The sequence below is a fragment of the Streptomyces sp. NBC_00667 genome (assembly GCF_036226825.1).
In the GTDB taxonomy this organism is placed as follows: Bacteria; Actinomycetota; Actinomycetes; order Streptomycetales; family Streptomycetaceae; genus Streptomyces.
The window spans coordinates 6,703,617-6,729,099 of the sequence record NZ_CP109022.1 but is presented as its reverse complement, the minus strand read 5'-3'; the positions used below and the strand labels follow the sequence as shown (position 1 = coordinate 6,729,099).

The following is a 25,483-nucleotide window of genomic DNA, read 5'->3' as shown; positions in this document are numbered from 1 at the left end:
CCGCTTCCTCGCCGCGTGGACGGACTGTCCTGGCGCTCGGTGTGTCAGCCCGGGCGGCGCCCTTCCCCGTGTGGTGCCATGAGGTGTCTCCCCCTCGGGCTCCGCGCCCCGCTAGGCCGCGGACCCGGGCGCCACCTCTTGGAGGAAAGCATGCCGCAGCGCAATCCCTTGGCGGGCCGCACAGCCGTTGTCACGGGCGCTGCGCGCGGGCTGGGAGAGGGGCTGTGCAGGCAATTGGCGAAGCGGGGCATGCGGATCGCCTTGCTCGGGCGTGAGGCCGAAACGCTCGAACGGGTGGCGCGCTCGCTGCCGGTGGAGTCCCGCTGCTACGAGGCGGACGTCACGGATGACGAGGTGATGGGCCGCACCGCCCTGCGTGTCTCCCGCGACATGGGAGACCCGGCGGTCGTCATCGCGAACGCGGGAGTCGCGGAAGGCGGACCGTTCGCGACGTCGGATCCGAAGACGTGGCGTCGTGTCATCGAGGTCAATCTCGTCGGCAGCGCCGTGACGGCACGGGTATTCCTTCCCGCGCTCCTGAGGTCGCGAGGCTATTTCCTCCAGGTGGCCTCGACAGCCGCCTTCGGGGCGGCTCCCATGATGAGCGCCTACTGCGCCTCGAAAGCGGGAGTGGAGTCCTTCGCCCAGTCGCTGCGTGCCGAACTCGGGTACCAGGGAGTGGGCGTGGGCATCGCCTATCTGCACTGGACGGACACCGACATGGTTCGCGACGTCGACGCCCACGATGTCCTGCGCGAACTGCGTTCGCACATGCCCGCTCCGGCACGGAAGGTGTATTCGGTCGAGCAGGTGGCCGGGTGGCTGGTCAAGGCGGTGCACCACCGGGCGGCGACCGTGTACGCGCCGCCCTGGCTCCGGCTCGCGCAGCCCGTCCGCCCGGTGCTGCCCCTTCTTGTGGCGATGGCCTCGGCGAGAACACTGCCCCGCGTCACACGCCACGGCTCCCTGCCCCCGACCGGGTTGCTCGGCGCCGGCGGCCTGGCCGACACCCAGGCCCACGGCCGGAGGAACGACCCCTGACCGGAACCGGGCCGGTGGATCAGGCCGGACGCAGAGCGATCCAGGGCACGGTGTCAGCGGGAGCGTCGGGCGCCTCGGGGAAGGTGGTCTGGATGACAACCCGTACGGACTGGCAGGCATTTCGTGGTCCATCGGCCGGTCTCCCGTGTCGGGGGAAGTGGCAGATCTCGTCAGCACCACCTCACTGTCTCAATTCGCGTCGAACGACCAGAAGACGCCGACCTCGTCCGAGGACACCGCGATCAGACCCACGTCCATGACGTGCTCGGTGAAGGACCGACCACCTTCCAGACGGCCCACCAGGAAGTCGGGAGACGTTGACGTCCGGGCCAGGTCGGAGGAAGACCAGTAGCCCGCGCCGGGGCCGAACCGGGCGAGTACGGTGCGGGCGTCGGTCAACACGTCGTCGCGGTCGGCCCGGGACCGGAGAGGGTATGCCTCGAAGGACCACTCCTGGGTCAGCGAGGCGAGCAGCTCGACGGCCGCTCCTTCCGTGATCGGGTGGACACCCGCACGGATGTCCTGCGCCACGAGTGTCCCGAAGGGGTACGAGGGATGCCCTGCCACGCGAACCGCCCGGTCGCATTGCCATTCCATCACGCGCCAACCCCGCGGGTCGGTGACGCGACGCTCCAGGACGGCGAGGACGTCCTGAGTCCAGTCCTCGTGCAGGCGGGGCCCTGCCATCGCGAAGGTGTAGACGTCGTCGAGGAGCCGCACCAGTGCGGCTTCCCCGACGTTGCCGTCGAGAGGCTTCATCGAGTTTCCGGAGTTGTCGGTCACGGCACCGGCACGAGCGTGTAGTTGATGCAGGACGGGATGAGACCGGAATCGTACTTGGGGACGTCGGCGACACAACACCGCTAGAGGCGTTCCTCGTCGTAATGGAAGCGCGGGCCCGAGTTCGGCTCTTCATAGTTCTCTTGGTGGGCCGGGGTCAGCATGTCGGTGCAGGGCCCCAGCAGGAACGGCTTGCCGTGGTCGGTCAGGGTGAAATCGGCACGTTCGCCGCTCGGCATGGTGACGGTCACTTCCACCGTCATGCCGTAGGTGGCTTCCTGGGGCACGATGACGCGGCCGATGCCGTATGCACCTCGGCCGTCCGGGCGGGTCCGGCCGTCCAGGCCGGTCCGGCTGAAGGAGAACGTCTCGTCCGTGGCGAGCGGCATCGAGAGGCCGACACCCAGTCCGGGATGTCCACGCATGAGGGTGTGGGGAAGCAGATCCGGTGTGGTGCTGAGGCTATTGGCGTGGGCATGCGGGTTCACGCCGGAGCGCGCGCACGCGTAGCGGTAGCGCTGCTCGGCGTCGAGACGGACCGTTTCGAGCCGTACTCGTGCGTTCAGCACGGCCCCCTCCACGCCGGCGGGGCCCGTGATCACGAGTTGGAGTTCGTGATCACCGGCCGGAACGCCCCCGGCTCGGACCACGGAGTCGTACATGCGGTGACAGCCCATCCCACCGAGGCGTGCTTCGCCTCCGACGGCGGCCGCGGGGTCCAGCGGTCGGTCGGACTCCGCCTGCCAGCTCTCGGACGTCGGGAGCAGCGCGGCTACCGCGGAGACCCCGGCCTGAGGCGGTTGCGGGTCGCCGGCGCCACGGGACAGCGGCCGTTGCACTACCGACTCTTGGTCGGCGGAGGTGGCGAGGGGGGGCACCGGCGGTGCGAGGGTGAACGGCCGGCCGTCGTCGTCCACCCGTACGGTGACCTGCTCGCCGTTCTCCTCCACGTCCAGTTCGAGCCACCAGGCGCAGGAGCAGGCCGCCGTCGTGACGGTGACCAGCCCCGTGGCCGTGCCGCCCGCCCGAACCGCGAGCGGGGCCTCCTGACGGGATCCGGCATCGTCCAGGGAGAGGCGGACGGGACGTACCGGCTTGCCGCGGGCCACGCTCACGGCGGCCAGCCGTTCGTCCTTCACCTGTCCCGCGCAGGCGACGTCGTCACCGCGGGGCACGGGGACGTCCGGCCCTCTGACCACGCGGATCCCCCGGACCAGGGCCGCGCGGGACGGGGACGCCCCGACGGAGTACGCGAGGGTCACCTGCCCGCGGGGCACGGCACGGGCTTCGGTGGCCCACTGGAAGAGGGGGACGCAGCCCAGCGCGTTGCGCATCAGCTCGGCCGGAGGCTGCCGGCCGGGCTCCGGGAGGGTGGCGGCCCAGGTGTCCTCGTTCCCCAGCAGCGGGGCACCGGTCGCGTACATCCCCGCGTCCGGCCGATCGGCGCCGTCCGGGGCGCGGGACGGTGAACGCAGCAGCGTAACGGTCAGGGCGGAGCACAGGGTGAGGACGAGTGCGGCGGTGGCCGTGGCGAGGACGGAACGGCGTCGGGCTCCCGACTTGTCCGGCGTCATGCCGCGATCCACTTGTAGCCGACGCAGTGGAACCCCTGAGTCCAGTTGTCGGTCCCCTGGGCGAGGACGAACGGGCGCCCGGCCCTGTCCACGAGCAGGTGCTGCTGCTTGTCCCCTTGCGTGTAGGTGACGTCGAGCACGAACTCGTAGGCGACGGAGGACGCGCCCGTCGCGTTGCCCGTTCTGACCTCGATGTCGAAGTAGGCCGGGTCCCCCTGTGCCGCTACCTGGACCTTGGTACTCGGGTACTGCGCCGTCAGGCGGCGTTCGGCGTCCTGCTCCATGGCCGGCCGCCAAGGGGTGGACAGGTCGAGGAGCACCCGGCTGACCTCGGAACTTCCCTGGGATCCGCCGCAGTAGAAGAGCGGGCCGGTGGGCGCGGGGCGCGTGCGCTCGATGCGGGCCCGGACGGAGGTGATGGTGGCGGGTGTCCGGGTGAAGTTCGTGACGATCAGACGGACCCGCATCATGCCCGCGTCGGTCCCGCCCTCGGTGACCATGCGGACGAGGGTCTCCTGGGCGTCGCCCAGGGGCACCGGCTCCCTGTCGTACGCCGAGCCGGGCGCGGACCGCACCAGGTGCCGGTCTTGCATCAGATCCCACCAGACCTCGGAGCCGGCCGTGATCCGCGGTGCGCCGGGCGGCGGTTCCCGTACCGACCAGATGTCGAGGTACGCCGAGACGACCGCGGCGACGACGGCGCTGAGCACCACCCCCGCGGCCGCGAGCCCCACTGTCCGCAACCGCCTGGGCAGCCACCTTCCGGCCGGGCCGCCTTCCGGCTCCGGCGCTGGCTCCGGCTCCGACTCCGACTGCGACTCCGGCCCCGGCTCCGGCTCTTCGTGCGGGGCGGCGGCCTCGGCTCCGGGCTCTTCCCCGGCCTCCGCGTCGCGCCCGGCGTCCGGCGTGGCCTCGGCTTCCGGCCCGGGATCCGGTTCCGAGTCGGCGTCGAGCTCCTCGCCCTGCTCGCTTCCGGGCTCCGGCACCGGTTCCTGCTCACTGTGCGTCTGTGTCACGGCTCCCCCAAGCCCTTCGCCCCGGTCACCCCGGGAATCGCCATGGTGCGGCACCCAAGGCCCAGAGTGGAGGCGAAATGCGGCCGATCCGGGAAAGGCCGGGGCTTCCCCGTAAGGGACCGCCGGCGCTACAGCCTGCGCACCCTGCGGGGGACTTCCGCCCTGGTGGGTGCAATTCAGCCGTCGCACCATCCCGGACCGGTCGCCTCTGCTCGGTGCGCTCGCCGGCGAGCGCGGAGGGGTCAGCCAAGCAACACCCCGAAGCGTGCAGGCACTTAGCCCCTCACCGACGCGACAGCGGTGACGCAGGAGGCCGGCCAACTCTCCAGAATATTTTCTGCAAAAATACTTTTGGAAACCCCTTCGGGCACCCTAGTCTCCCGTCATGATCAGTGATGAGCAGAAGCGCGTACTCGATCCGGAGCAGGACGCAGCAGCCCTGAAGGCCCTCACCCACCCTCTGCGTATCCGGCTGCTCGGGATGCTGCGACAGGACGGCCCGGCCACCGCGAGTGAGCTCGCGGTGAGGACCGGGGAGTCATCCGCCTCCACTAGTTACCACCTGCGCGTCTTGGCGAAGTACGCCTTCGTCGCCGAGGCCGAGCACCGCGACGGGCGGGAGCGCCGCTGGCAGGCGGTGCACGCCGTGACCTCCTGGAGCAGCAAGGCGATGGAAGCCACGACCGGCAGCCGCGCCTACGTCAGCTTGTCGCGCAGGGCCCAGATCCAGCACCTGGAGGCTTCTCTCGTCCGGCACGAGGCAGACATCGCCGACGGCCGACTGGGCCCGGAGTGGGTGGAGCCCTCCGGCATCAGCGACCTACTGCCCCGCCTGACCCCCGAGTCGCTCACCGAACTCTGGGAGGTCTTCCACCACAAACTGACGGAACTGACCACCCGCGATGCGGAGGATCCGCGCTCCGCGCAGGTCGTGCTCCTCACCGCCGGACTTCCCCTGGCTCCACGTGACCCCGGGGCGGAACCGGCCGCTTCTTCCCCGGCGGGTGCACAGACCGAGGACGCCTCATGACCGGGCTGCTGGACGTTCGCACGGCACGCCGCCGGTACGTCACGGTCTGCGTTCTGTTCTGGCTGCCGCTGGGACTGACCATCGCTCCCCTGATCCTGCTGTTCACCGAGCGCGGCATGGCCATGGAAGCCATCGCAGGCTACTTCGCCGCACACTCCCTTGCCGCCGCCGCGCTGGAACTGCCCACCGGAGGACTCTCCGACGTCCTGGGACGCCGCGCGGTCCTGGCGACCGCCGGCCTGCTGAACCTGACCGCCCTCACCCTTCTGGGCCTGGGCACCGCCGGCTGGCTGCTCGGACTCGGCATGGCCCTGATGGGCGCGGGTCGCGCGCTGTCCAGCGGACCGGCCGAAGCCTGGTACGTCGACACCCTCCACACGCACTCCGGGCCCGGCGCCGAATTACACACCGGACTGGCCCGCGGCTCCGCCGCAACATCCGCCGCACTCGCCACCGGCACCCTGCTCGGCGGTGTCCTTCCCTGGCTGCTGGCACTCGGCCCCGATCTCGGCGCCCGACTGAGCGGGGCAACCTCCGGACTCGTAGTACCCCTTTCCACTCCGCTGCTCCTGGGCGCAGCGGTCGAGGTCGCCTTCGTTATGTACGTCCTGACCGCCCTGCGGGAACCGCCCAGGCCGAGGGTCACCCTGCATGACGTGCTCCGAGGCATCCCGGCGACCGTAGGGGATGGACTGCGCCTGGGCGGCCGCGACGCACTGGTCCGTCGGATCCTCCTCAGCGCAGGGGCAGCCGGCAGCGCTCTGGCCGCGATCGAATTGCTCACACCGGGCCGGTCCGCAGCCCTCACCGGTGCATCGGAGTCGGGCGCGGTGATCTTCGCGGCACTCGCCTGTGCCGGATTCATCTGCTCCGGCATCGGAAGCCACTTCGCACCGCTGGCCGCCCGACTCGCGGGCAGCGGCGAGCGCGCAGTCATGGCGAGTCTGGGTACGAGCGCCGGCGGCCTGCTTCTGCTCGGCGCCACCGCAGGTTCCACGGGAGCGGGCTCCATGGTCCTCGCGGCCACCGGCTACGGCCTGGTCTACCTCGGGCTCGGCTCGGCAGGACCGACCGAGAACGACATCCTGCACCGCCGTGTCACCCGTTCGGTCCGGGCCACCGCACTGTCCGTCCAGTCCTTGGCCCTGCAACTGACGGGAGCCCTCAGCGGCTTGATCATCGGCGTACTTCGGCCAGGCCCGCTGCCCTGGCTGCTGGGAGGTACTGTGCTGCTCGCCGGAGCCCTCCTGTGGATTCACCACGGTGGAGTCACACCCCGGCCCACCGAGTCAACTCCTCGGCCACTCGCCAAGTCGTCCTCCCCGAGCTCTGCCGCCTCCGCCCCCGACCCGCATCATAAACATGTCGATCAGTAGCGCTCGGACGAACTCCAGACCCGCACAAGCGCGCAGGCGACCGCGGCCTCACCCCCGTCCTCGGCCGTCATGAGGGTGACGAGGATGTCGTCCGGCATTGGTCGGACCCATCGGGGACGGGGAGAGGGACCGGCGGCGAGCCGTCCGCGGACGATCCCCGACGGGTCGGTTGCCAAGGGGGCGAGTCGTGCGGGGTCGATGTGCCTGTTGCCCGCGAGCGCGCGGCGGATCGCTCTGGCCGGGTGGTGGAGGGCTGCGTCGATGACGGCGTCGGGTAGGTCACGACCCTCGCACACCAGCAGACCCGCCTTACCGGGCTGCTTGATCCACGAGGCGTATCAGTACGTCGGAGGGCGCCGCCGGATTGAAGGCGATGCCGCGCAACCACGATTCATGCGGAGAGTCGGACACCGCTCATCCTGCCACCTCACCTCCTGAACCGGGCCGCCGGACCGCCAGACAGCTACCGGCATGGGGAAGGTCCTTAAGCGAGGTCACCACTTGGCCTTCCGCCAGGCCGCAGCAGCTTGGCCAACCGTGTTCGACGGCAGCGCCGTTGCGGGAGCTACCTTGCGGATCTTGATCGCGTATCGCTGAGTTGCCGGCGTACGAATCGGAGACCATCGGACGGGCCGGGAGAAGCCCTGGTTGACCTTCACCCTGGGGGAGCCCACAGCATCAGGGGAGCCAGGCGACGTGCCTGGCTTGAGGAGGAACGAGCATGGAGTTGCTGACCATCGGGACGTTCGCGAAGGCGTCCCGGCTGTCACCGAAGGCGCTGCGTCTTTACGACGAGCTCGGCCTGCTGACTCCTGCGCGCGTCGATCCGGTGACCGGCTACCGCCTCTACGCACCGGAGCAACTGGATCAAGCCCGGCTGGTCGCCTGGCTCCGACGGCTGGGAATGCCTCTCGCCCGCATTCAGCAGGTCTGCACGATGGAGGCAGGGCCGGCAGCCGAAGAGATCCGCGTGTTCTGGTCCCAGGTCGAAGCCGATACCGCCGCACGGCGGAACCTGGCCACCTTCCTCATCGACCACCTCTCCTGGAAGGACCCTGACATGCCCCCGACCGCCAAGCCCTTGAGTATCCGCTACGCCGCTCTTTCCGACACCGGCCTGGTTCGCGAGAGAAACCAGGACACCGCCTACGCGGGGTCCCGTCTCCTCGCCGTCGCCGACGGCTTCGGCGGCCAAGGAGCCCCCGCCAGCGCGGCCGCCATCGACGCGCTCAAGCACCTCGAAACCCACAGCATCCCGGCTGGCAGTCTCCTCAATGTCCTCGACGACGCGATAGGACGGGCCAAACTGGCGGTGCACGGTGTCTCGGGGGCCGGCTTTTCCGCCGATGAGGCCGGGACCACGCTCACCGCGATGCTCTGGACCGGCTCGCAGTTGGCCCTTGTGCACATCGGCGATTCCCGCGTCTACCTGCTGCGTGACGGAGAGCTGTTCCAGATCACGCACGACCACACCATGGTGCAGTCGATGGTCGACGAGGGACGCCTCAGCCTGGAAGAAGCCGCCTCCCACCCCCAGCGGTCACTGCTGGTACGTGCTCTCGGCCATGGAGCCGACAGCACCCCCGATGTGCGCCTGCACGACGCTCAGAAGGGAGACCGCTACCTGCTCTGCTCCGACGGTCTGTCGACCGTCGTACCGATCGACGAGATCCATCGCGTGATCTCCCAGACCAGTGAGCCGGAGCAGGCTGTCCACGAACTCATCGCCATTGCCAATGACTCTGGCGGCCCTGACAACGTCAGCTGCGTGGTCGCCGACGTCATGGAGATCCAGCAGTAGGAGCGAGCGGCATGCACTTCGAGTTGCACCATATCCGCTCTTATCAACTCATCCGCGAGGCGGACGAATACCGTCTCGCTCAGCAAGTCAGGAGAGCCGAGTCTGCTCCACCACCCATGAGGGTCAGTACTTGCTACCGGCTCCACGACGCCTGCTGGATTGGCTCCGCGGGTGAACCAAAGCACTGTCTCCGGTTGAGCGGGACACCGACCGCCACCTGTTCCACTCAACCGGAGACGCCCTACGTCAGGCCCTCGCCTCGCCCTGCTCACAGTCGCAGCAGGCACAGCTCCGGCGCGCCCGAGACGAACGCCCGCTCCAGCAGCCCCTCTCCCCAGAAGTGTGGCAGCAGCGGCCGGTTGACCCGGCCCGGCCATGAGGGACCAGGTGCTGTTCACGCTTGGGGCCCAGACGATATAGGTATCAGTTCGGTGTCCGTGGGTTCGGTTGAAGTGTGGGGGCGGCCAGCGAGGCGGCGGGCCTCATTCATGACCTTGGCATTGACCTGAGCTACTGCTCTGTCGTCGTCTTCGAGGATGGCGTATTCGGCGTCCAGCTCGGCAAGCCGTTTGGTCAGGGGCAGTTCATGTCCGTGGAGCTGGTGAATTCGGAAAGTCAGCTCCCAAGGTGCCAGCTCACCGGCCAGCATACGGCGGGCCAGCACTCGTGCGGCGGCTTCGTGGAGCGCCTCGCTGGCAACCGTATGGACGATGAGGTCGAGTTCATCGAGCGCCACGGGGAGCAAGTCGTACACGTCGTAGTCCGCTTCGGCGCGTGTCCGACTGCCAACACCCGAAGTCCCGGGCTATCAATTCCCGCAACGAGAGCGTCACAGGCCGCGCTGACGACATCTCTTGCGATGGCGCTGCTGCTCGGCGTCTCGTGTAGTCCGAACACCTCGGCCAGATGAAGCGGAGGTCGGAGACCGGGAGGATCGGTGGTACGCCAGTGGCGGTCATCGAGGACGACGTGGTGCCCGTTCGGGGTGGTGGGCGGCCCTGCTTTGAAATGCGCGGTCGGCGGCTGTCTTCGTCCGGCCGTGCTCACTCCTCGGACGCGCGCATCGCCCCGCGCTCGGGAAATGGGCCGCGGACTGTGCGGACGTCGCGGTGCCGTTGCCGTGTCAGCGGGCGCGGCGGATACGGATCGGACCGCGGGTCTTCGTCGGCTCCACCGGGCGGCCGCCCTGGGTGATCTCCACCTCACCCGACTCCACGAGCCGCCGGGCGGCACGTCGGACCGGTTCCATGAGGGCGCGCCAGCCGTCGTCGTCCCCGTCGTACACCGCCCGCGCGGCGTCGGAGGGACAGATCGTCGCGGTCGGACCGCGACGATCCAGCAGCTGCAGGATGACCCGTTCCAGGCGTCGGTCGGTCTGCCGGTCGCTGTCCGTCACTCCGCCAGTGTCGCACCGCTGATGTCCGGTACGCCGACAGCGGGCCGGCGCGACCGCCTCGGGCCGATATGCCGAAACCCTGAGGGGCGCGGCGCCTGAGGGGCGCGCCTACCTCACCAACGCCATGCCCGGGCTCACGCACGGCACCGGGCACGGCGGGGATGGGGGCAGGTTGGTCAGACTCCGCCGCGCCAGGCGCCGGTCTCGGTGCCCCGGTCCTCGATGAAGTGCTTGAAGCGCTTCAGGTCGCCCTTGACCTGCCGGTCGACGAAGCCCAGCTTGTCGCCGATGCTCTCCGCCATGCCGTCGGGGTCGAAGTCCATCATCAGGGTCACCTCGGTATGGGCCGGGTCGATCGGGCGGAAGGTGACCAGCCCCGACTGCTCGGTCTCGCCGCCCACGGTCACCCAGGCGACCTTCTGGTCCGGAACCTGCTCCGTGATCTCCGCATCGAACTCGCGTTTCACTCCCGCGACCTTCGTCACCCAGTGCGTGAGCGTCTGCGTGCGCTGCTCGATCCGCTCCACGCCGTCCATGAACTGCGGGAACGACTCGAACTGCGTCCACTGGTTGTAGGCCGTCGTCACCGGCACGCCAACCTCGATCGTTTCCTTCACCTGCGACATCGGAGAAGTCCTTCCACGACTGGGGGCACCGCCGACGGTGGCCGGCGGGCGCGAGCCATCCCTCCCCCGCCCGGCGTGCCCGCCCCTCCACCCTTCGGCGACACCACCCGCCCGAGGTCGATACGCCTGGCGTGTCCCCGGCAACCGGCCCACCCCGGCCCACCCCGGCCCGGATCGGCCGGATCGGCCGGATCGGCCGGATCGGCCGGATCGGCCGGATCGGCCGGATCGGCCGGATCGGCCGATCCGGGCCGGGGTGGGCCGGGGTGGGCCGGATCGGCCGATCCGGGCCGGGGTGGGCCGGGGTGGGCCGGATCGGCCGGATCGGGCCGGATCGGGCGCCCTGCCGTACGCGCGATGGGGCGCGGGGTGGTCTCCGGGCACGGACCGTCATCCGCGCCCCGCGCGGACAGGTCGTTCACCGCGCGGGGCGCGGATGACGGTCCGTGCCCCGCGCGGACAGGTCGTTCACCGCGCGGGCCGCCCCCTCGACGGTCTGCCCGACCCCGCCGGTCTCACCGTCGTACGGACGGTACGAGGCGCAACAGGGTGTGGAGGACGGCGTCGACGCTGTCGTGGGCCGGTTCGTCGGTGACGTGGGTGAGGAGGCGGGCCAGGTAGCGCAACAGCGGGGGCGAGGCCATGACGCGGGGGTGCAGGAGCGGCCGGTAGCCGTACCGGGCGAAGAGGAGATCACCGGCGAGGTTGCCCAGCCGGTAGTACCGCCCCCAGCGGCGGTGGATCTCGGCGGGGTATTGCCCCAGCGCGTGTTCACGACGCGGCCCCTCCGGTCTGGCCAGCGCCAAGGCGATGGTTTCGGCGGCAACCTCCGCGGCCTCCATCGCCTGGGCGATCCCCTCGCCACTCCACGGGCTGATCATGCCCGCGCTGTCTCCGACCAGGAGCAGTCCCCGACGGTATTGGGGGCGCCGGTTCAACCCCATCGGCAGGGGGGCGCTGCGCAGGGGCGATTCCGCGTTCTCCTCCCGCACCCCCCACTCGGCGGGCAGGCGCGGTAGCCAGTTGTCCAGGGCCGCCCTCAGTTCCACCGGACGGCGCCGTCGCTGCGGCAATGCGCCGAGGCCGACGTTGACGCGCCCGTCGCCGAGCGGGAACACCCAGCCGTATCCGGGCAGGTCCAGCCCGGTGCGCGGACAACGCAGGTCGGCCCACAGCTCCAGATACGGATCGTTGGTCCGGGCCGGGCTGCGGTAGTAGCGGCGGGCCGCTGCGGCGACCGGCCGGCTCGTGTCACGTTCGAGCCCGAGGGCCAGCGCGGTCCTCGCCGACGCGCCGTCGGCCGCCACGACGATCGGCGCCCGGTAACGGACCGGCTCGCGGTCCGGCCCGCGGGTCGCGGTCACTCCCGTGACGTTTCCCGCCCGGTCGGTCAGCGGTGCCGTGACCTTCACCCGGGTGCGCAGGCGCGCTCCGGCGGTACGGGCGTGCGCGGCGAGCAGGTCGTCGAAGTCGTGTCGGCTACGGGTGAGCCCGAAGTCGGGGAGGCTACCGAGCCGCGGCCAGTCCAGGTCGGCCTGGTGTCCTTCGCAGACCCACCGCATTCCGCGGTTGCGCATCCAGCCCGGTGCGTCGATGTCGACACCCATCCTCACCAGCTGGGCCACTCCGCGCGGCGTCAGTCCGTCGCCGCACACCTTCTCCCGAGGAAAAGCCCCCTTCTCCAGCAGGAGTACGTCTACGCCGGCGCGGGCCAAGTGGAGGGCGGCGGCGGAACCGGCCGGTCCGGCACCCACCACGATGACCTGCGCCTCCTCGTCACCTACGCCGTCATCCTGCGGTGCAAGGCTGTTGCCCTCGGAGGGGCGGTCGTCGCGCGCGTCATCACGTTCGGCGGTCACCCCATCACTATGCCGTCTCCCGTGCGGGCCGGTCCGTGAGACAGGCCCGAGGGGGCCGACGAGTTGTCCCCGGGTGTGGCGCGCGTACCGCCCGGCCGTCGTCGCCCCCGCCGGGGGCGACGGGGCGGTACGAGACGGGGCGGGGCGAGTCCCGGCGGGGCGAGGCCTGGTGGGGCGCGCGCTGGTGGGACGTGCGGTGGTGGGACGTGCGGTAATGGGACGTGGTGTGGCTCGTCGCGGCCGGAGGTCAGTGCGTGAGGTGCCAGTTGGCTGCGGCGGGCACGTGCGGCGCGAGGGTGCGCGCGCGCTGCCACATGCCGTGGAGCTGCTCGGTGGGACGCTGCTGCTCGCCGTGCAGGGCGTTGAGGATGACCAGGCCGCCCGTCAGGGCGGGTACGACCCACTGCAGGCACGCCAGGTGCCGCTGCGCCCTGTCGGTGTCGATGGGGTGCTTGGCCGCCTTTTCGGCGTCCTGCGAATTGGTGGACCCGGCCAGTTCGATCTTCTTGCCCAGGATGCGGCTGTGGGCGGTTGCCACGAGGGCGGCGCCCGTCAGGACGGTCTTGGCGAGCGTCGACGCGGCGACCCCCTGCTGGGTCGCGACTCGCGGCGCGTTCGCGGCGAGCAGGCCGCCCGAGCCGAACAGGTGCGCGGCGATCGCGGCGGCGTTTACGGGCGTCCACTTCGCCCAACCGGCGCTTGCGATCCTCGCCGAAGTGGCCCAGGTGCCGCCCTCTTCGCGCGCGGCGCCGTTCAGGCCCACCGCACCCATCAGCGATCCCCCGAACCAGACGGCGAGACCCACGTCGTGGAGGCTGCGCAGCATCGTGTGACGATCGGACATGAACGGCTCCCTTGCCCATGCGGAAGAAACACCGGCGAAGCGGCCGGCGCCCTGGCCACCGTCATTCACCGGGCGGGTCATCGCCACCGGGCTGGTGCGAACGGAGCAGACACCGGCAACCTTTCCGGCCTCCGCCTGCGACCGTCAACCGCGGAGGGAAGCGGAAGAGCGGTCCATCGAGCTCCTGGCGCTCAGGGCCCTGTCCGTGTCGCGCAGGCGGGGTGCCGACGACAGCCGGATTGCCCCAGCCGTCATCGCTCCCTGGGCACGGACTGACGGGGTGCGGTCTAGGCAGGACCACCGCAGAGGTACGGCGGACGTGCCGACGCCGGTCAGCCGGGTGACCTGCCCGGAGTCGGTCCGGCCAGCGGGGAGCGTTGGCCCTTGCCGAGAGCGCGTACGGCCGGCCAGTCCACCTCCGGGTGTTCGGCCGGAATACGGTCGACGTCCGCGCCACGGTAGAGCCGAACCCGTACGGTGCCGCCTCGGGCCGCGCCGAACTTCACCTTCACCTCCTGTGCGCAGGTGATCCAGCCGAGCCGTACCAGGTGGTCGAAGTCCGTTCGGCGCACCCGGAGGCGGGCGGCGCACTGGTCCGGGCCCAGTGGGGTGGATTCGGAGATCAGGCGGTCCAGGTCGGGGCGCCGGGCCAGGTCCCTCACCTGATCGGGGTGCAACAGCGGCCGGTTCGGATCGTCGGACAGATCGGCTAGGTACCCGGCCGCCGCCATCTCCCGCACGGTCGCCACGCTCACCCTGGCCGGCCCCTCAGGCGGGTTCGGCGTACCCAAGGCCTGGGCGAGCCGGTCGGCGGCTTCCGCCCCGGACAACGCGTACGGCAGCCGACCGCGGATCGCTTCGCCGTCCATCGACTCCACCGAGGCCCGCGACCACACCACGGGCCCTGCATCGGCCGGAGGCACCGCCCCGATGTGGACCGCCCACCGGAACGCCGCCCTCGACACCCGCAGCCGCGCGGCGACCCGACCTTCGTCGAATACGGCCTCTTGCCCCACCGCCGGCCTCCTCTCGCTCGACCGCCTCACCCGGTGCCCGCGAGGCCCCGTTGCATGCGGAGAGCTACCGGTATGGCCGAGCAGGAGTGGAAACGAGGAGCGGCTGCGTGCCCGGTCTCCGGCCGGTGGCAGGCCTGCGGCGATTCGCGCTGCTGCGGTTCCTTCTCTGCCCGACCCGGCCCCCGAGCCGTGGACTGCGACGTGGTTCCCGATACCGACCGGACCACGACGGGCACCCGGTACCACCCCCGGAGCGGCCTTCGCCCGGCGCCGGGCAGGGCGGCGCCGGGCGCGGCGGGCACACCTTGACCTCAAGTTCGCTTGAGGTAGGAGACTTCCGGCATGGATACCAACGAAATGCAGCGGCAACTGCGGGCCCTGACCGACCGCGCGGAGATCACCGATCTGATGGACCGCTACCTGCGTTCGCTGGACGACAGGGTCTTCGACGAAGCGTGGGCGCGCGCCTTCCACACCGAGGACGTCACCGCGGATATGTTCATCGGCACCGTCCATGGTCGCGCTGCCCTGCTGACCCATATCCGGCGGGGAATGGCACTGTTCGACCGGACCGTTCACATGGGCAGCAACAACGTCGTCGAGGTGGACGGTGACCGGGCGACCGTCCGCGGCGCCCAGTTGAGCACCCACGTCCTGGCCGATGACCCCGGCGGTGTCTTCGTCTCCGCCGGTCATACCGAGACGGAACTGGCCAGGACCGCCGACGGCTGGCGGATCTCCGCCTCGGCACTGCGAGTGGTGTGGACCCAGGGCACCCCGCCCCGGCTTCCGGAGGACTTGACCGCGGCCTCCGCGGAGTAGGCGTACCGACCCGGGTCGTGGGGTGTCTGCGGGTCAGTAACGGGTGCGTCCCGGAGAAGACGGCGCCTACGGTGAGCTGCGGGGCGGCGGATAGCGTGGGGGCATGACGATGACCGGGATCCTGCTGTGGGTGCCGTTCGGGATCGGGTCGCCTGGCACCCGAAGAAGGACCAGCGCGTCGAGCTGACGGCGCGTGAACTGCGGGTGCGGCGCAAGCGGCTGCCGATGAAAGAGGTGAACCTGCTGCACGTGGCGCGGCTGTGGCTGGAGGGGCGGTCGACCGCGGACGACCAGCCGGTGTCGGAGTGGATGCGGCTCGACCGGGTGGTGTGGGTGCCGCTGCAGGACGGCCGGGCGTTCGGCGTGGAGTTCCGTGACCCGGCCGCGTTCGCCAAGGTCTTCGGCGCCTTCGCGGTCGCGGCGTGCGGCGGGCCCGACATCGTCCGCGCGAGGTCCGCAGCGGAGACCTACCCCGACCCGCGCCCGATGCGGGCCCGCCCCGCTGACGACGCAGGCTCCTGGCTGGACGCCCTCGACGCCTTCAACTGACAGCCGAAAACGGCGAAACGCCGCTCAGAAGGGAAGTCGGCCGACCCTGTTCGGTTCGGTTCCCTGCCACTGGGCCCACCGTCCCGGGACGGCGGTGCAGGCAGCCGAGAGGTGGGCCGGCGTCTTCCCTCGGACGTGCAGCCAGCTCTCGGCCGTCAGCCCGTCCTGCCGCAAGAGAAGTCCTGGCGCGGAGAACCAGCGGACCGGGGACTCGTCACTGCCCGTCCACATGGGGTAGTCCGGGAGAGCGATCCGCTGGAGAGCTGTGAGGGATGCAGCATCGGATCCTGAGGCCCGGACAATCCATAATATCGACTCATCTACCCATCAAATGCGAGGGGTTGTGGCTCAATACTCACTGCATAAGGCTTGAAACGATCGAAAGCATCACGCGATCGCGGGATCTCTTGGAGCTTGCATGGCTTTCACAGCGCTGCACCCCGAGGCGGGGCGCCTTGACGCCTCACAGCCCGACCTCGGTGGCGGCCTGGCCTGGTCCGACATCTACCGCGCCCGACCGCGCCCCGGCTTGACCTGTCCCGAGTGTGGGTGGGGCGTCCACGCCAAACACACCCCGCGCCCCCGACGCTTGCGCATCTTCGCCCACGACGCGGGCCGGCCGCCGGAATGCACGATGGCCGAGGAGTCGTGGGAACACCACATGCTGAAATTGGAGATGGCCGCAGCGATCCGCGCCGCCGGCTGGCACGCCGAACTCGAAGTGCCGGCGCAAGACAGGACGTGGCGCGCGGACGTGATGGCGACTTCCCCGGACGGCGCACGACGCATGGCGTGGGAAGCTCAGCTTTCCCCGATCACCGTAGACGACATCCGGGCGCGAACGGATCGCTACCGCGCCCACGGCATCGACGTCTGCTGGGTCTCGCCTCACGCGCGCACGCCCGTGTGGATGGGCGAGGTCCCGTCCATACGCGTTCGCCCGCCGCTCGGTCCGGACCCCTGGACCGTGGACGACGGGCTCGCCGGATTCAATGCGGCCGCCGGCCGGTGGGAGTTCCGAGAGGAGCCGCTCCCCCACTTCGTGGCGTGGGTGCTCCGGGGCTCCGTCATCACGCGCCGAACCCTGCCCGCCTACCGCAGGGTGTCACGGACCGTGGAGGACGAGTACCAGACCTACGTCCGAGACCTGTGGTGGACCTCCCGGAAGTCGGCGCAGGCGCAGGTGGAACACGAGCAGATGCGGCTCCAGCGCGAGGCAGAGGCACAGGCCCGCGAAGCGGAGCGGCAGAAGCGGGCAGCGGAAGCGGCGCGCAAGCGGGAGGAGCGCGCGGCTGACAACCGGCGCCGCCGGGCTGAGGTGGTCGAACGAGGGCGGCGGGCTCGCGAGGGCCAGGCAGAGTGTGCCAGGGTGCTGCGGCAGGAGGCTGCGCGGCTGCGCCGCGCGGCGGAGGAACAGCGGCGCGCCCGCGACGAGGCCGAGCAGGCTCGCCGGGCTGAGTTGGGACGGAACGCGGAGGGGATCGCGGCTGCCTGGTGGGTCCGCCTCTCACCCGCTCAGGTCGAGGAGTTGTTCGCCGCGGTCATCGAGGAGGCCGAGGAGGACGGCGTGCCGCTGAGTAACCCCCGTGCCCGTGCCGGGGTGCCGGCCTTCGCGTACGGCGTGCCCATGCACGGCGGCGGGCTGTACGGCATCGTTCGTCCGTGCCCGGCTCTCGCCGTTCTCTCGCCGCAGCTCGCGTTCCAACGGATCTTCGTCCGTAACGCCGAAGAGGCCCAGGCTCTGATCGGTGCCGGACTCCCGCCGTGGAGGATCAGGGACCTGGAGCTCCCGAACCCCCGGTAGCCGGGCCCGGCCCGGGACTCCGCGCGGCGAACGGCACCGGACGACGCGGGCACAGTCGGCTGCACGGATGCGGTGCAGTGCAGTGCAGTGCAGGTGGCACGGGGTTCTGCCATCCGTGCTGCCCGTGCTTCGCCTTGATCCTTGTGCGCCCTCTTCGCGCCTGGCACCCCCGGTACCAGGCGGGTTGATTCGATGTGGCAGCCCTCTGGTTGGCGGGCATCAAGGTCCCCGCCGCCGGGGCAGGTGTGCGTCGTCGTGTCGCACAGCGTGCTGCTCCACACAGAGAGCCTGGTGAAGAATGCAGAAACAGCCCCCGGACGCCTCCGCCGCCGAGTCAACAGTCGCGGTCCCGCACGGAGCCGGTGAGCCGGCCGTCCAGGCGGATCGCCCGGTGGCCCGCGGTGAAACCGAACCCGTACCGTTGCCCGAACCCGTACCGTTGTTCGCGGTTCCCGCCATCCGGGCGCCGATCGAGCCCAGGCCCAACCCTCACGCCGATGCGTCCATCGCCGCGGCCCACGCCCTGTGCGCCGCCCATGGCACCTTCCTCACTGCCGAGGAGGAGCAGCGCACCACGGTGGACGATCTGTTGCGCGCTTCGGCCTGGGTTTACCCCCGCGCGTCCCTGCCGCGTCTGGTCAACCTCGCGGCCCTCTTCGCATGGATGTTCCTGGCTGACGACCGCGATGACCATGCCGCCCGTGTCGAGGCCACCGCCCCCATTCCCGCACCCGACTTCCTCGAACGCATCACTGCCGACATGTCCCCCGCCTGGGGCGAACGCTTTATCCGCAATCTGAAGGACTGGACCGCCTCCAACCACGATGTAGCCCGCCACCGCCAAGCGGGCGCCGTTCCCACCGAAGCCGAGTACGTGCCGTTGCGGCGTCTCACCTCCGCCTTGGTGTGGTTCTACGACCTCATCGAGTACGCCAACGAGGAGGAACTCCCTCCGTCCTTCATCGGCACCCCGGTATACCGGTCGCTGATGGAGTCGATCACCGACGCCACCACTTTCACCAATGACCTTTACTCGGCCCACAAGGAACACGCTCGCGGCGAGCTGCACAACCTGCCCACGGTCCTGCGCCACCACTACGGCATGACCTGGCAAGAAGCCGCCGACGTCACCGCCGTGCGCGTCCACCAACACCTGCAAGCCTTCACGGACGCCTGCCGGGCACTGCCGGCACAAGCCGCCCTGGAACGTCGCTGGGCACGCGGCCTTGCCGAGTGCATGGCCGGGAACCTCGCCTACTTCCGTACCTCACACCGCTACGCCACCCAACCCAGCCCTCACCCCACGCCCGCGAAGTAGGGCGCGTATCGCTCGGCTACGGTACGAGCATGGTGAATTTCGTGCTGGTTGCAGGTGCACGGCTCGGGGCGTGGGCGTGGGACGAGGTGGCGCCGTATCTGCGTGCGGCTGGCCACGGCGTTTACCCGTTGACACTGTCCGGCCTTGCTGACAAGCAGGATGTCCCGGCGGGGCAAGCGACTCACGTCCAGGACATCGTTGCCGAGGTGGAACGCCAGGGCCTGCGTGACGTAGTCCTGGTGGGTCACAGCTACTCGGGCATTCCGGTCGGTCAGGCCGCGGAGCGGATCGGGGACCGGCTGGCCCGCGCGGTATTCGTGGACTCCAATGTTCCAACTGACGGCGAGTCGTTCGTCTCCGCCTGGCCGGACGGCGGAGCGGCGGTAAAGGCGTCGATCGCCGAAAACGGAGGGTTCTGGCCGCTCGCGCCAGCTTCTCACTACGATGGCGAGGGTCTCACTGATGAGCAGATCGCACGCCTCGTCCGCGGCTCGACGCCTCACCCAGGCGCCACGCTGACCGAGCCCGCCGTGCTGGCGAGGCCGCTCAGTGAACTTCCGGCGACTTACATCCTGTGCGTGCTCCCGGGGGCCGAGCCCGAGGATGCCGAGCCCGACAAAGACGTAGCCGAGCTATTGGACAGCGAGCACTGGCGGCTGATCAAGATGGACACCGGGCATTGGCCGATGTTCTCCCAGCCGCGCGAGCTGGCACAGATTCTCCTCGATGACGCCGTGGAGTGACAGATCTCCACGCTCCGGGTTCCTTCTGGACGCGCCCCATGTGCGCTGGTCACAGCCCGTCGATAGCCGCTATGGGGACGGTCTCCTCATAGCGGACCGCTGGTTTGTGGTGTCGCGTGGCGACGGCACGGTGCCTCTTGAGGCGGTTGACCCCGCACTCGACCGCGTGGCGCTCGCGGTAGTCGACCAGGTCGAACTTCGACGGCCGACCACCGCGAGAGCCACGCTGCTTGCGGTGACACGCTTGGTCGGTTTTGTCCGGGATGGTGCAGCGGATCCCCCGGCGACGGTGCCACTCACGACGTGCTGGCCTGCTGGTTCGGCGTCGACCGCCCCAGGAAGGAACTTCGCCACCGTCGCGACGCTGAATAGGGACGGCGGGCCGCAGACCTCGGTGGTCTGGATCGCGCGGGACGGAGACACGGTGCTGTTCTCCACTACGGCGGGGCGCCAAAAGGCGCGCAACCGAAATCGGGCCTAGGCTCGCTCGCTACCCGCCGAGGCGAGCCTTGGCCACCGGAGGCACGTCCGCGTTGTCCCCCGCGCCCAGTCCTGCGAGCAGCCGCAGGCCGTCCTCAGCGGGGCTGCCGGCCGCCGCGGAGAGCACTATCAGCTCCATTCCCGACTCGTCCGGCAGCGCGAAGTTCTCCTGGTGCAGTTCCAGCAGGCCCACCAGCGGGTGCCGGTAGGCCTTGCACCCGTGCGTACGGGCCCGCACGTCCGCACGCGCCCACAGGCGACGGAACCGTTCGCAGCCCATCGCCAGCTCACCGATGAGCGAGGCCAGGCGGGGATCGTCGGGGTACTTCCCGGCGGCCAGGCGCAGGTGCCCGACCACGTCGAGGGTGCATTTCTCCCACTCCGCGTAGAGGCCTCGCTCGGCCTCTTCGAGGAAGATGTGGCGGGCGGTGTTCAGGCCGGGCAGCGGCCGGCCGTAGAGGAGCTGGGCGAGGCGGTTCCCGGCGACCACGTCCAGGCGGTGGTCCACGATCAGCGCGGGTGCGTCGACGACCAGTTCGAGCACGCGCAGCAGTTCCGGCCGGACCCGCCCGCCCGGCGCCTTCGCGCGTCGGCGCCGCTGCCGGGCGAGCCGCGTCAGGTGCCCGCGCTCGGTCTCGTCGAGGCCGAGGACGCGGGCGAGCGCGTCGAGGACCTGCTCGGAGGGCTGGGTCGCGCGGCCCTGCTCCAGGCGCACGTAGTAGTCCACGCTGACTCCGGAGAGGTGCGCGACCTCCTCGCGGCGCAGCCCCGCCACCCGTCGTCGGCTGTCGGTGGGGATGCCGACGTCCGCCGGTTCGACCCGGGAACGCCGGGTCCGCAGGAAGCCCGCAAGATCGTCCATGCCCCCAGTATGGCCTCGGCGCCGCCCGGGAAGGTGGTACTGCCGTTACCAGGAAGTCCGGTCCGACGGATACGGCGCCCCTGAACACCGCACGCCGCGCTCCCCAGAATCGAAGCCATCCGACGCGAAGCCATCCAGCGCGAAGCCGTCCGGTGAAGGCACCCGATTCGAAGGAGTTCCCATGAAGACGCTGATCGTCTACGCCCACCCCGAGCCGCAGTCGCTCAACAATTCGCTGAAGGACCTCGCGGTCTCCACACTGGAGAACGCCGGGCACGAGGTGCGGGTGAGTGACCTGTACGCGATGAACTGGAAGGCGGTCGTGGACGCCTCGGACTACGGTCCCCACGCCTCGAATCCGCTTCGCGTCGCACGGGATTCGGGCCACGCCTTCGACGCCGGGACGCTCACCCCGGACGTCCGTGCCGAACAGGAGAAGCTGCTCTGGGCCGACACGATCATCTTCCAGTTCCCGCTGTGGTGGTACACGATGCCCGCGATCCTCAAGGGCTGGGTGGACCGGGTGTTCACGTTCCATTTCGCGTACGGCGTCGGCGAGCACAGCGACACCAAGTACGGCGAGCGCTTCGGCGAGGGAACCCTCGCCGGCCGTAGGGCCCTGCTGTCGGTGACGGCCGGCGGCCCGCAGTCCCACTACTCCGCCCGCGGGATCAACGGGCCCATTGACGACCTGCTGTTCCCGATCCACCACGGCATCCTCTACTACCCCGGCATCGAGGTCCTGCCCCCGTTCGTCCTGTACGGCACCGACCGGATCACCGACGAGCAGTACCCGGACATCGCCAAGGCCTGGAAGCAGCGTTTGCTCAGCCTGGAGTCGACCGAACCGATCGCGTTCCGCCCGCAGAACTTCGGTGACTACGAAATCCCCTCCCTCCACCTGAAGGAGGGCCTCGAGCCCGCCGGCCGCACGGGCTTCGGGCTGCACGTCCGGTCAACGAACCGGTCAACGAACCGGTCAACGAACCGGTGAGCGGCCGGGTCGGCGTCGAGCGTGCGCGCGCCTGGGCTCCCTCGTGTCCTGCTCTCCGGGGAGCCCCGGTCCGTGTCGCTGCGGCGGCGCCTACAGCGCTATCCATTCGGTGGAAGTGGTGACTTCTTCGAGGACGTGGGGCAAGGGTTCGACGCCGAGGCCGGGGCCGGTGGGTACGTCGAGGTGCCCGTCGGCGAGGACGAACGGCTCGGTGACGTCCGTCGCGAAGTAGCGGTGGGAGCCGGACGTGTCGCCCGGCAGGGTGAAGCCGGGCAGGGAGGCGAGCGCGACGTTGGCGGCGCGGCCGATACCCGTCTCGAGCATGCCGCCGCACCAGACGGGGACGCCGTGGGCGCGAGCGATGTCGTGGATGCGGCGCGCTTCGAGATAGCCGCCGACCCGGGCCGGCTTGATGTTGATGACCGAGCAGGCGCCCAGCGAGATGGCCGCGGCGGCGTCGGCGGCGGACTCGATGGACTCGTCCAGGCAGATTGGGTGGGACGAGGGTACGTCAGCCTCTTCGTCCCCGGGCACGAACGACTTGGGCGGGTTGCCACAGACGGGCAACGGCGGCTTCGGCGAGGGCGTCGGTCGAGTCGACCAGCGGGAGCACACGAGCGGCCGCCCCGCTGATCAGAGGAATCTCCGTACACGCGGCGATCGCGGCCTGCGCGCCCTGCTCCTTGAGGCTCTCGGCGGCCGTGGCGATCCAGCGCTCGGGCGCGGCGGGGTCCGCGCCGCCCTTGACCGCGCGGATCGCCGCGTCCACGTACCTCTCCTGCACGCCGTCGGTCACCTGCACCACGTCGAGCCCCAGCCGAACGCCGGCCCGCTCGTACAGCCCGGTCAGCCGCGTACCCCGCGTCGCCAGGACGCCCACCCGCTCCAGCCCCGGCGTTCGGCGCGCCGCCACCTCGAGCGCGGCCCCGATCATGTCGAGGACCTCGGTACCGGTCGCCTTCGACAGCTGCTCGACGTAGGCGTGCGCGGTGTTGCAGGGAACGGCTATGCAGCTCACTCCCGCACGCTGGAGCCAGCGGGCGCCTTCCACGAGGGCCGGGAGGGGGGACGGCCCCTGTCCTCCGAGCAGCGCCTCGGTCCGGTCGGGGACGGCGGTATCGGCCCACATGACGACGGGCAGATGCGCCTGGTCGGAGCCGGCCGGCGTGCGCTCCACGAACCGGCGGTAGAAGTCAGCGGTCGCCGAAGGCCCCATGCCGCCCAGGATGCCGAGCGAGGGGCGCGGCCGGGGCCGTCTCATCGCCGGGCTCCCTCGCATGGCAGGACGAGACCGTACGACCGGGCGCCCTCGGCGCCCGTCGGTCGATGTCCGAGGGCTTGCATGGGCCACGACCTTTCGGGGTTCGGTTCGGGGTTCGCCGCCGATCCTTGTCCGCAGGTCTCGCCAAGAGGTCGTGCCGGGCTCCAAAAAACACAGCCGGCATTGGGGCGGACGGCCAACGGGTTGCGTTGCCCCTGTTTTCGGGCGGGGAACTTTTCCTGCTTCGGAGAGGTAGAGTGGATAGTTGTCGCATGACAACCTTTTAGGCATCTGAGTACCGGCTTGCCGCAAGCGGGCTTCGGGGCGGCTCGGCGTCACTCCGAACGCCGGGCCCTTCGATGCGGCGCTGCACCCGAGGCGTCACTGCGGCCCCGTTCGATCGGTCCGTTTTGCATTGAAGGATGTCCTGTCATGACGAATCTGCCGGCTGTGGAGCGCGCGCTGCGCACCGCGGCACCCCATGACCTCTTGCACAGACTCCGTGCGGCGCTGGTGGAGCACTTCGGCGCGCGGGGAGTCGAGCTGCTGATGGCCGACTACGGCCTGACGGTCCTGCAGCCGGTGACGTCCCTCCCGCACACCGCGACGCCGCTGTCCGTCCGCACGACCCCGGAGGGGCGGGCCTTCGGCAGCCAGGAACCGTACGGGCAGTACGCCGTGCAGGACGGCGCCGTGGATCTGCACCTGCCCGTCACGGTGAGGGGCGACCGCCTCGGGATCTTGACCGTGCGCCTTCCCGAGGCCGCCTGCACCCCGGAAACCGTGGCACAGCTGCGGGACGTCGCGGAGCTGCTCGGCCACGAGATCGTCGTCGCCGAGCGCGATACGGACGTCTACCTGCAGGCCCGGCGCGCAAACCGCCTGACCTTGGCGGCGGAGATGCAGTGGCAACTGCTGCCCGCCCGCTCCTGCGCCCGCCCCGAGTTCGCGATCGGCGCGCAGCTGGAACCCGCCTACGACATCCACGGCGACAACTTCGACTGGTCCTCCACGGCGGAGACCCTCACGCTTACCGTCACCAATGGGATGGGCGAGGGTATCGATGCCGCACTGCTGACCAATCTGGCGGTCAACGCCCTGCGCAACGCGCGCCGTGCGGGGATCGACATCGCCGACCAGGCGGCGCTCGCGGATCAGGCGATCTACAGCCGCTACCAGGGGAGGGAGTACGTCTCCACCCTCCTGATCTCGCTCGATGTGGCCACCGGACGGGGGCACGTGGTCGATGCGGGCTCGCCCCAGTTGTGGCGCTACCGGGACCGAACGGTCGAGCGCGTCGAGTTCGAGTCGCAGTTCCCGCTCGGCATGTTCGAGGAGACGCCCTACGTCGCCCAGGATTTCCATGCGCTCCCCGGCGACCGACTGGTCTTCGTCAGCGACGGCGTGTACGCGACCGCCTCCGCGGCCGGCGAGGCATACAGCGAGCGGGCGCTCGCGCGGGCCATCCAGGCCACCGGTCTGCTGCCGGCCGCCGCGGTCCCCAGCGGCATCCTGCAGGAGCTGGCGGCGTACCGCGACGCGGACGCGGACGACGACGCGCTGGTGATGTGCATGGACTGGTTCGGCCGGTCCGCGCTCGCCTGACGACCACGACGACGGGTGGCGCCGGCATGACCGGTTAGCCCATCTGCCTGGTCCGTCCGGCTGGATCACCGTGGCGACGGAGCGAAGACGTCCGTCCGGGCGGGGATATTCTCGTCAGAGAGGGCAGACGCGGAACATCCCGCGCAGAGGAGCCGCGCTTGGCGGCACCTTTGGGGGCCATTGCACCTGCTCATGGAGAGTGACCGCCACGATGGACCGCGCGGGATCGTCCGACGATCCTCTGCACGAGGCATCCCGTGAGGTCGCCGACGCCGCCGAGGCGTTGGTGGACTGCTGGACCCGCGCAGGTCAGAACACTCCTCCCCGCCTTTCGGCCTTGCAGGTACGCGCCCTGCTGGCCGTACGGCGCTGCCCGGGGGTGAACCTCTCCCGGCTCGCGGACATGGTCGGTGTCTCGGTCCCGGCCGGGAGCAGGTTGTGTGACCGGCTCGAAGCCGCGGGTTTTCTCCGCCGGGAGCGTGCCGCCACCGACCGCAGGGAGATCGGCCTGTTCCTCACCCGCGACGGTGGGGACTCCTTGCACCTGCTGTCCGAACTGCGGGCAGCGGATCTGCGTGCTGTTCTGCAGCGCATGTCGAACGAGGAACGGGAAGCGCTTCTCGCCGGCCTGCGCGCCTACACCCGCGCCGCCCACCCTCCGGACGGCGACACGGCCGACCGCTGAC

At 70.3% G+C, this 25,483-nt stretch carries 25 protein-coding genes and 1 pseudogene; 13 read left to right on the top strand and 13 right to left on the bottom strand.

Annotated elements, in window-relative coordinates:
* The first annotated feature begins 150 nt into the window (after window positions 1–150).
* Complete coding sequence (locus OHA81_RS30510) at window positions 151–1,041, top strand: SDR family oxidoreductase (protein WP_329201294.1); 891 nt, start codon at window positions 151–153, stop codon at window positions 1,039–1,041.
* A 189-nt stretch (window positions 1,042–1,230) separates the two neighbouring features.
* Here OHA81_RS30510 and OHA81_RS30505 read toward each other — a convergent pair whose 3' ends face one another.
* The 3 genes from OHA81_RS30505 to OHA81_RS30495 form a co-directional block, all read right to left on the bottom strand.
* On the bottom strand, window positions 1,231–1,824 hold the full coding sequence (locus OHA81_RS30505; protein ID WP_329201292.1) for a hypothetical protein: 594 nt from the start codon (window positions 1,822–1,824) through the stop codon (window positions 1,231–1,233).
* Between the two features lie 80 nt (window positions 1,825–1,904).
* Complete coding sequence (locus tag OHA81_RS30500) at window positions 1,905–3,395, bottom strand: hypothetical protein (RefSeq protein ID WP_329201290.1); 1,491 nt, start codon at window positions 3,393–3,395, stop codon at window positions 1,905–1,907.
* Entirely contained in the window at window positions 3,392–4,411 is a 1,020-nt protein-coding gene (locus tag OHA81_RS30495; protein ID WP_329201288.1) for a hypothetical protein, read from the bottom strand. Before OHA81_RS30495 ends, OHA81_RS30500 begins: the two co-directional genes overlap by 4 nt.
* A gap of 385 nt (window positions 4,412–4,796) precedes the next feature.
* Here OHA81_RS30495 and OHA81_RS30490 point away from each other — a divergent pair, with 385 nt between their 5' ends.
* Both OHA81_RS30490 and OHA81_RS30485 read left to right on the top strand, forming a co-directional pair.
* Window positions 4,797–5,441 carry an ArsR/SmtB family transcription factor gene (locus OHA81_RS30490; protein WP_329201286.1) on the top strand — a complete coding sequence of 215 codons (645 nt, stop codon included), beginning with the start codon at window positions 4,797–4,799 and terminating at the stop codon, window positions 5,439–5,441.
* Complete coding sequence (locus OHA81_RS30485; protein WP_329201284.1) at window positions 5,438–6,817, top strand: MFS transporter; 1,380 nt, start codon at window positions 5,438–5,440, stop codon at window positions 6,815–6,817. Before OHA81_RS30490 ends, OHA81_RS30485 begins: the two co-directional genes overlap by 4 nt.
* Here the strand turns inward: OHA81_RS30485 and OHA81_RS30480 are convergent.
* Window positions 6,811–7,113 carry a hypothetical protein gene (locus OHA81_RS30480; protein WP_329201282.1) on the bottom strand — a complete coding sequence of 101 codons (303 nt, stop codon included), beginning with the start codon at window positions 7,111–7,113 and terminating at the stop codon, window positions 6,811–6,813. The genes OHA81_RS30485 and OHA81_RS30480 overlap by 7 nt on opposite strands.
* Window positions 7,114–7,538: 425 nt before the next feature.
* Between OHA81_RS30480 and OHA81_RS30475 the strand changes: the two genes are divergently transcribed.
* Window positions 7,539–8,618 carry a MerR family transcriptional regulator gene (locus tag OHA81_RS30475; protein ID WP_329201280.1) on the top strand — a complete coding sequence of 360 codons (1,080 nt, stop codon included), beginning with the start codon at window positions 7,539–7,541 and terminating at the stop codon, window positions 8,616–8,618.
* 394 nt (window positions 8,619–9,012) lie between these two features.
* Here the strand turns inward: OHA81_RS30475 and OHA81_RS30470 are convergent, their stop codons facing one another.
* From OHA81_RS30470 to OHA81_RS30445, 6 genes are all read right to left on the bottom strand, one after another.
* Window positions 9,013–9,372 carry a hypothetical protein gene (locus OHA81_RS30470; protein WP_329201277.1) on the bottom strand — a complete coding sequence of 120 codons (360 nt, stop codon included), beginning with the start codon at window positions 9,370–9,372 and terminating at the stop codon, window positions 9,013–9,015.
* A 369-nt stretch (window positions 9,373–9,741) separates the two neighbouring features.
* Window positions 9,742–10,014, bottom strand: coding sequence for a DUF3253 domain-containing protein (locus tag OHA81_RS30465; RefSeq protein WP_329201276.1), 273 nt, complete (start codon window positions 10,012–10,014; stop codon window positions 9,742–9,744).
* Between the two features lie 176 nt (window positions 10,015–10,190).
* On the bottom strand, window positions 10,191–10,640 hold the full coding sequence (locus OHA81_RS30460; protein WP_329201273.1) for an SRPBCC family protein: 450 nt from the start codon (window positions 10,638–10,640) through the stop codon (window positions 10,191–10,193).
* A gap of 515 nt (window positions 10,641–11,155) precedes the next feature.
* On the bottom strand, window positions 11,156–12,400 hold the full coding sequence (locus tag OHA81_RS30455) for a geranylgeranyl reductase family protein (protein ID WP_329202617.1): 1,245 nt from the start codon (window positions 12,398–12,400) through the stop codon (window positions 11,156–11,158).
* A gap of 346 nt (window positions 12,401–12,746) precedes the next feature.
* Complete coding sequence (locus OHA81_RS30450) at window positions 12,747–13,343, bottom strand: hypothetical protein (protein ID WP_329201271.1); 597 nt, start codon at window positions 13,341–13,343, stop codon at window positions 12,747–12,749.
* Between the two features lie 332 nt (window positions 13,344–13,675).
* Window positions 13,676–14,359 carry a hypothetical protein gene (locus OHA81_RS30445; RefSeq protein WP_329201269.1) on the bottom strand — a complete coding sequence of 228 codons (684 nt, stop codon included), beginning with the start codon at window positions 14,357–14,359 and terminating at the stop codon, window positions 13,676–13,678.
* A gap of 342 nt (window positions 14,360–14,701) precedes the next feature.
* On the opposite strand from OHA81_RS30445, the gene OHA81_RS30440 reads away from it, so the two are divergent.
* From OHA81_RS30440 to OHA81_RS34665, 6 genes are all read left to right on the top strand, one after another.
* A complete protein-coding gene (locus OHA81_RS30440) occupies window positions 14,702–15,181 on the top strand; it encodes a nuclear transport factor 2 family protein (RefSeq protein ID WP_329201267.1) in 480 nt (159 codons plus the stop codon).
* 126 nt (window positions 15,182–15,307) lie between these two features.
* Window positions 15,308–15,730, top strand: coding sequence for a hypothetical protein (locus tag OHA81_RS30435; RefSeq protein ID WP_329201265.1), 423 nt, complete (start codon window positions 15,308–15,310; stop codon window positions 15,728–15,730).
* A 418-nt stretch (window positions 15,731–16,148) separates the two neighbouring features.
* Window positions 16,149–17,534 (top strand): competence protein CoiA family protein, encoded by a 1,386-nt coding sequence (locus OHA81_RS30430; RefSeq protein ID WP_329201263.1) that lies wholly within the window; start codon window positions 16,149–16,151, stop codon window positions 17,532–17,534.
* Between the two features lie 421 nt (window positions 17,535–17,955).
* Window positions 17,956–18,852, top strand: a complete 897-nt coding sequence (locus tag OHA81_RS30425; protein WP_329201261.1) for a terpene synthase family protein — start codon at window positions 17,956–17,958, stop codon at window positions 18,850–18,852.
* 29 nt (window positions 18,853–18,881) lie between these two features.
* Complete coding sequence (locus tag OHA81_RS30420; RefSeq protein ID WP_329201260.1) at window positions 18,882–19,595, top strand: alpha/beta fold hydrolase; 714 nt, start codon at window positions 18,882–18,884, stop codon at window positions 19,593–19,595.
* Complete coding sequence (locus tag OHA81_RS34665) at window positions 19,579–20,076, top strand: pyridoxamine 5'-phosphate oxidase family protein (RefSeq protein WP_443056719.1); 498 nt, start codon at window positions 19,579–19,581, stop codon at window positions 20,074–20,076. The genes OHA81_RS30420 and OHA81_RS34665 overlap by 17 nt, the downstream gene beginning before the upstream one ends.
* Before the next feature lie 9 nt (window positions 20,077–20,085).
* Here the strand turns inward: OHA81_RS34665 and OHA81_RS30410 are convergent, their stop codons facing one another.
* The gene (locus tag OHA81_RS30410; RefSeq protein WP_329201258.1) at window positions 20,086–20,937 is read right to left on the bottom strand and encodes a helix-turn-helix transcriptional regulator; all 852 of its coding nucleotides are present in this window, start codon (window positions 20,935–20,937) and stop codon (window positions 20,086–20,088) included.
* 181 nt (window positions 20,938–21,118) lie between these two features.
* Here OHA81_RS30410 and OHA81_RS30405 point away from each other — a divergent pair, with 181 nt between their 5' ends.
* The gene (locus tag OHA81_RS30405) at window positions 21,119–21,931 is read left to right on the top strand and encodes an NAD(P)H-dependent oxidoreductase (RefSeq protein ID WP_329201256.1); all 813 of its coding nucleotides are present in this window, start codon (window positions 21,119–21,121) and stop codon (window positions 21,929–21,931) included.
* 90 nt (window positions 21,932–22,021) lie between these two features.
* On the opposite strand, the pseudogene OHA81_RS30400 reads toward OHA81_RS30405, so the two are convergent.
* Together OHA81_RS30400 and OHA81_RS30395 are read right to left on the bottom strand one after the other, a co-directional pair.
* Window positions 22,022–22,426: pseudogene (locus OHA81_RS30400) on the bottom strand (enolase C-terminal domain-like protein); the annotation flags it as partial.
* A 16-nt stretch (window positions 22,427–22,442) separates the two neighbouring features.
* Window positions 22,443–23,192, bottom strand: coding sequence for an aspartate/glutamate racemase family protein (locus OHA81_RS30395; protein WP_329201254.1), 750 nt, complete (start codon window positions 23,190–23,192; stop codon window positions 22,443–22,445).
* Window positions 23,193–23,624: 432 nt separating this feature from the next.
* On the opposite strand from OHA81_RS30395, the gene OHA81_RS30390 reads away from it, so the two are divergent.
* Entirely contained in the window at window positions 23,625–24,797 is a 1,173-nt protein-coding gene (locus tag OHA81_RS30390) for a PP2C family protein-serine/threonine phosphatase (RefSeq protein WP_329201253.1), read from the top strand.
* A 199-nt stretch (window positions 24,798–24,996) separates the two neighbouring features.
* Window positions 24,997–25,482 (top strand): MarR family winged helix-turn-helix transcriptional regulator, encoded by a 486-nt coding sequence (locus OHA81_RS30385; RefSeq protein WP_329201251.1) that lies wholly within the window; start codon window positions 24,997–24,999, stop codon window positions 25,480–25,482.
* Window position 25,483 lies beyond the last annotated feature (1 nt).

What these genes read in the sequence shown, in the direction of transcription:
- OHA81_RS34665 (WP_443056719.1), top strand. Translation starts at nt 19,579, where the DNA reads ATGACGCCGTGGAGTGACAGATCTCCACGCTCCGGGTTCCTTCTGGAC.
- OHA81_RS30510 (WP_329201294.1), top strand. Translation starts at nt 151, where the DNA reads ATGCCGCAGCGCAATCCCTTGGCGGGCCGCACAGCCGTTGTCACGGGC.
- OHA81_RS30395 (WP_329201254.1), bottom strand. Translation starts at nt 23,192, where the DNA reads ATGAGACGGCCCCGGCCGCGCCCCTCGCTCGGCATCCTGGGCGGCATG.
- OHA81_RS30410 (WP_329201258.1), bottom strand. Translation starts at nt 20,937, where the DNA reads ATGGACGATCTTGCGGGCTTCCTGCGGACCCGGCGTTCCCGGGTCGAA.
- OHA81_RS30420 (WP_329201260.1), top strand. Translation starts at nt 18,882, where the DNA reads ATGGTGAATTTCGTGCTGGTTGCAGGTGCACGGCTCGGGGCGTGGGCG.
- OHA81_RS30475 (WP_329201280.1), top strand. Translation starts at nt 7,539, where the DNA reads ATGGAGTTGCTGACCATCGGGACGTTCGCGAAGGCGTCCCGGCTGTCA.
- OHA81_RS30485 (WP_329201284.1), top strand. Translation starts at nt 5,438, where the DNA reads ATGACCGGGCTGCTGGACGTTCGCACGGCACGCCGCCGGTACGTCACG.
- OHA81_RS30490 (WP_329201286.1), top strand. Translation starts at nt 4,797, where the DNA reads ATGATCAGTGATGAGCAGAAGCGCGTACTCGATCCGGAGCAGGACGCA.
- OHA81_RS30430 (WP_329201263.1), top strand. Translation starts at nt 16,149, where the DNA reads ATGGCTTTCACAGCGCTGCACCCCGAGGCGGGGCGCCTTGACGCCTCA.
- OHA81_RS30460 (WP_329201273.1), bottom strand. Translation starts at nt 10,640, where the DNA reads ATGTCGCAGGTGAAGGAAACGATCGAGGTTGGCGTGCCGGTGACGACG.
- OHA81_RS30500 (WP_329201290.1), bottom strand. Translation starts at nt 3,395, where the DNA reads ATGACGCCGGACAAGTCGGGAGCCCGACGCCGTTCCGTCCTCGCCACG.
- OHA81_RS30440 (WP_329201267.1), top strand. Translation starts at nt 14,702, where the DNA reads ATGGATACCAACGAAATGCAGCGGCAACTGCGGGCCCTGACCGACCGC.
- OHA81_RS30450 (WP_329201271.1), bottom strand. Translation starts at nt 13,343, where the DNA reads ATGTCCGATCGTCACACGATGCTGCGCAGCCTCCACGACGTGGGTCTC.
- OHA81_RS30405 (WP_329201256.1), top strand. Translation starts at nt 21,119, where the DNA reads ATGAAGACGCTGATCGTCTACGCCCACCCCGAGCCGCAGTCGCTCAAC.
- OHA81_RS30390 (WP_329201253.1), top strand. Translation starts at nt 23,625, where the DNA reads ATGACGAATCTGCCGGCTGTGGAGCGCGCGCTGCGCACCGCGGCACCC.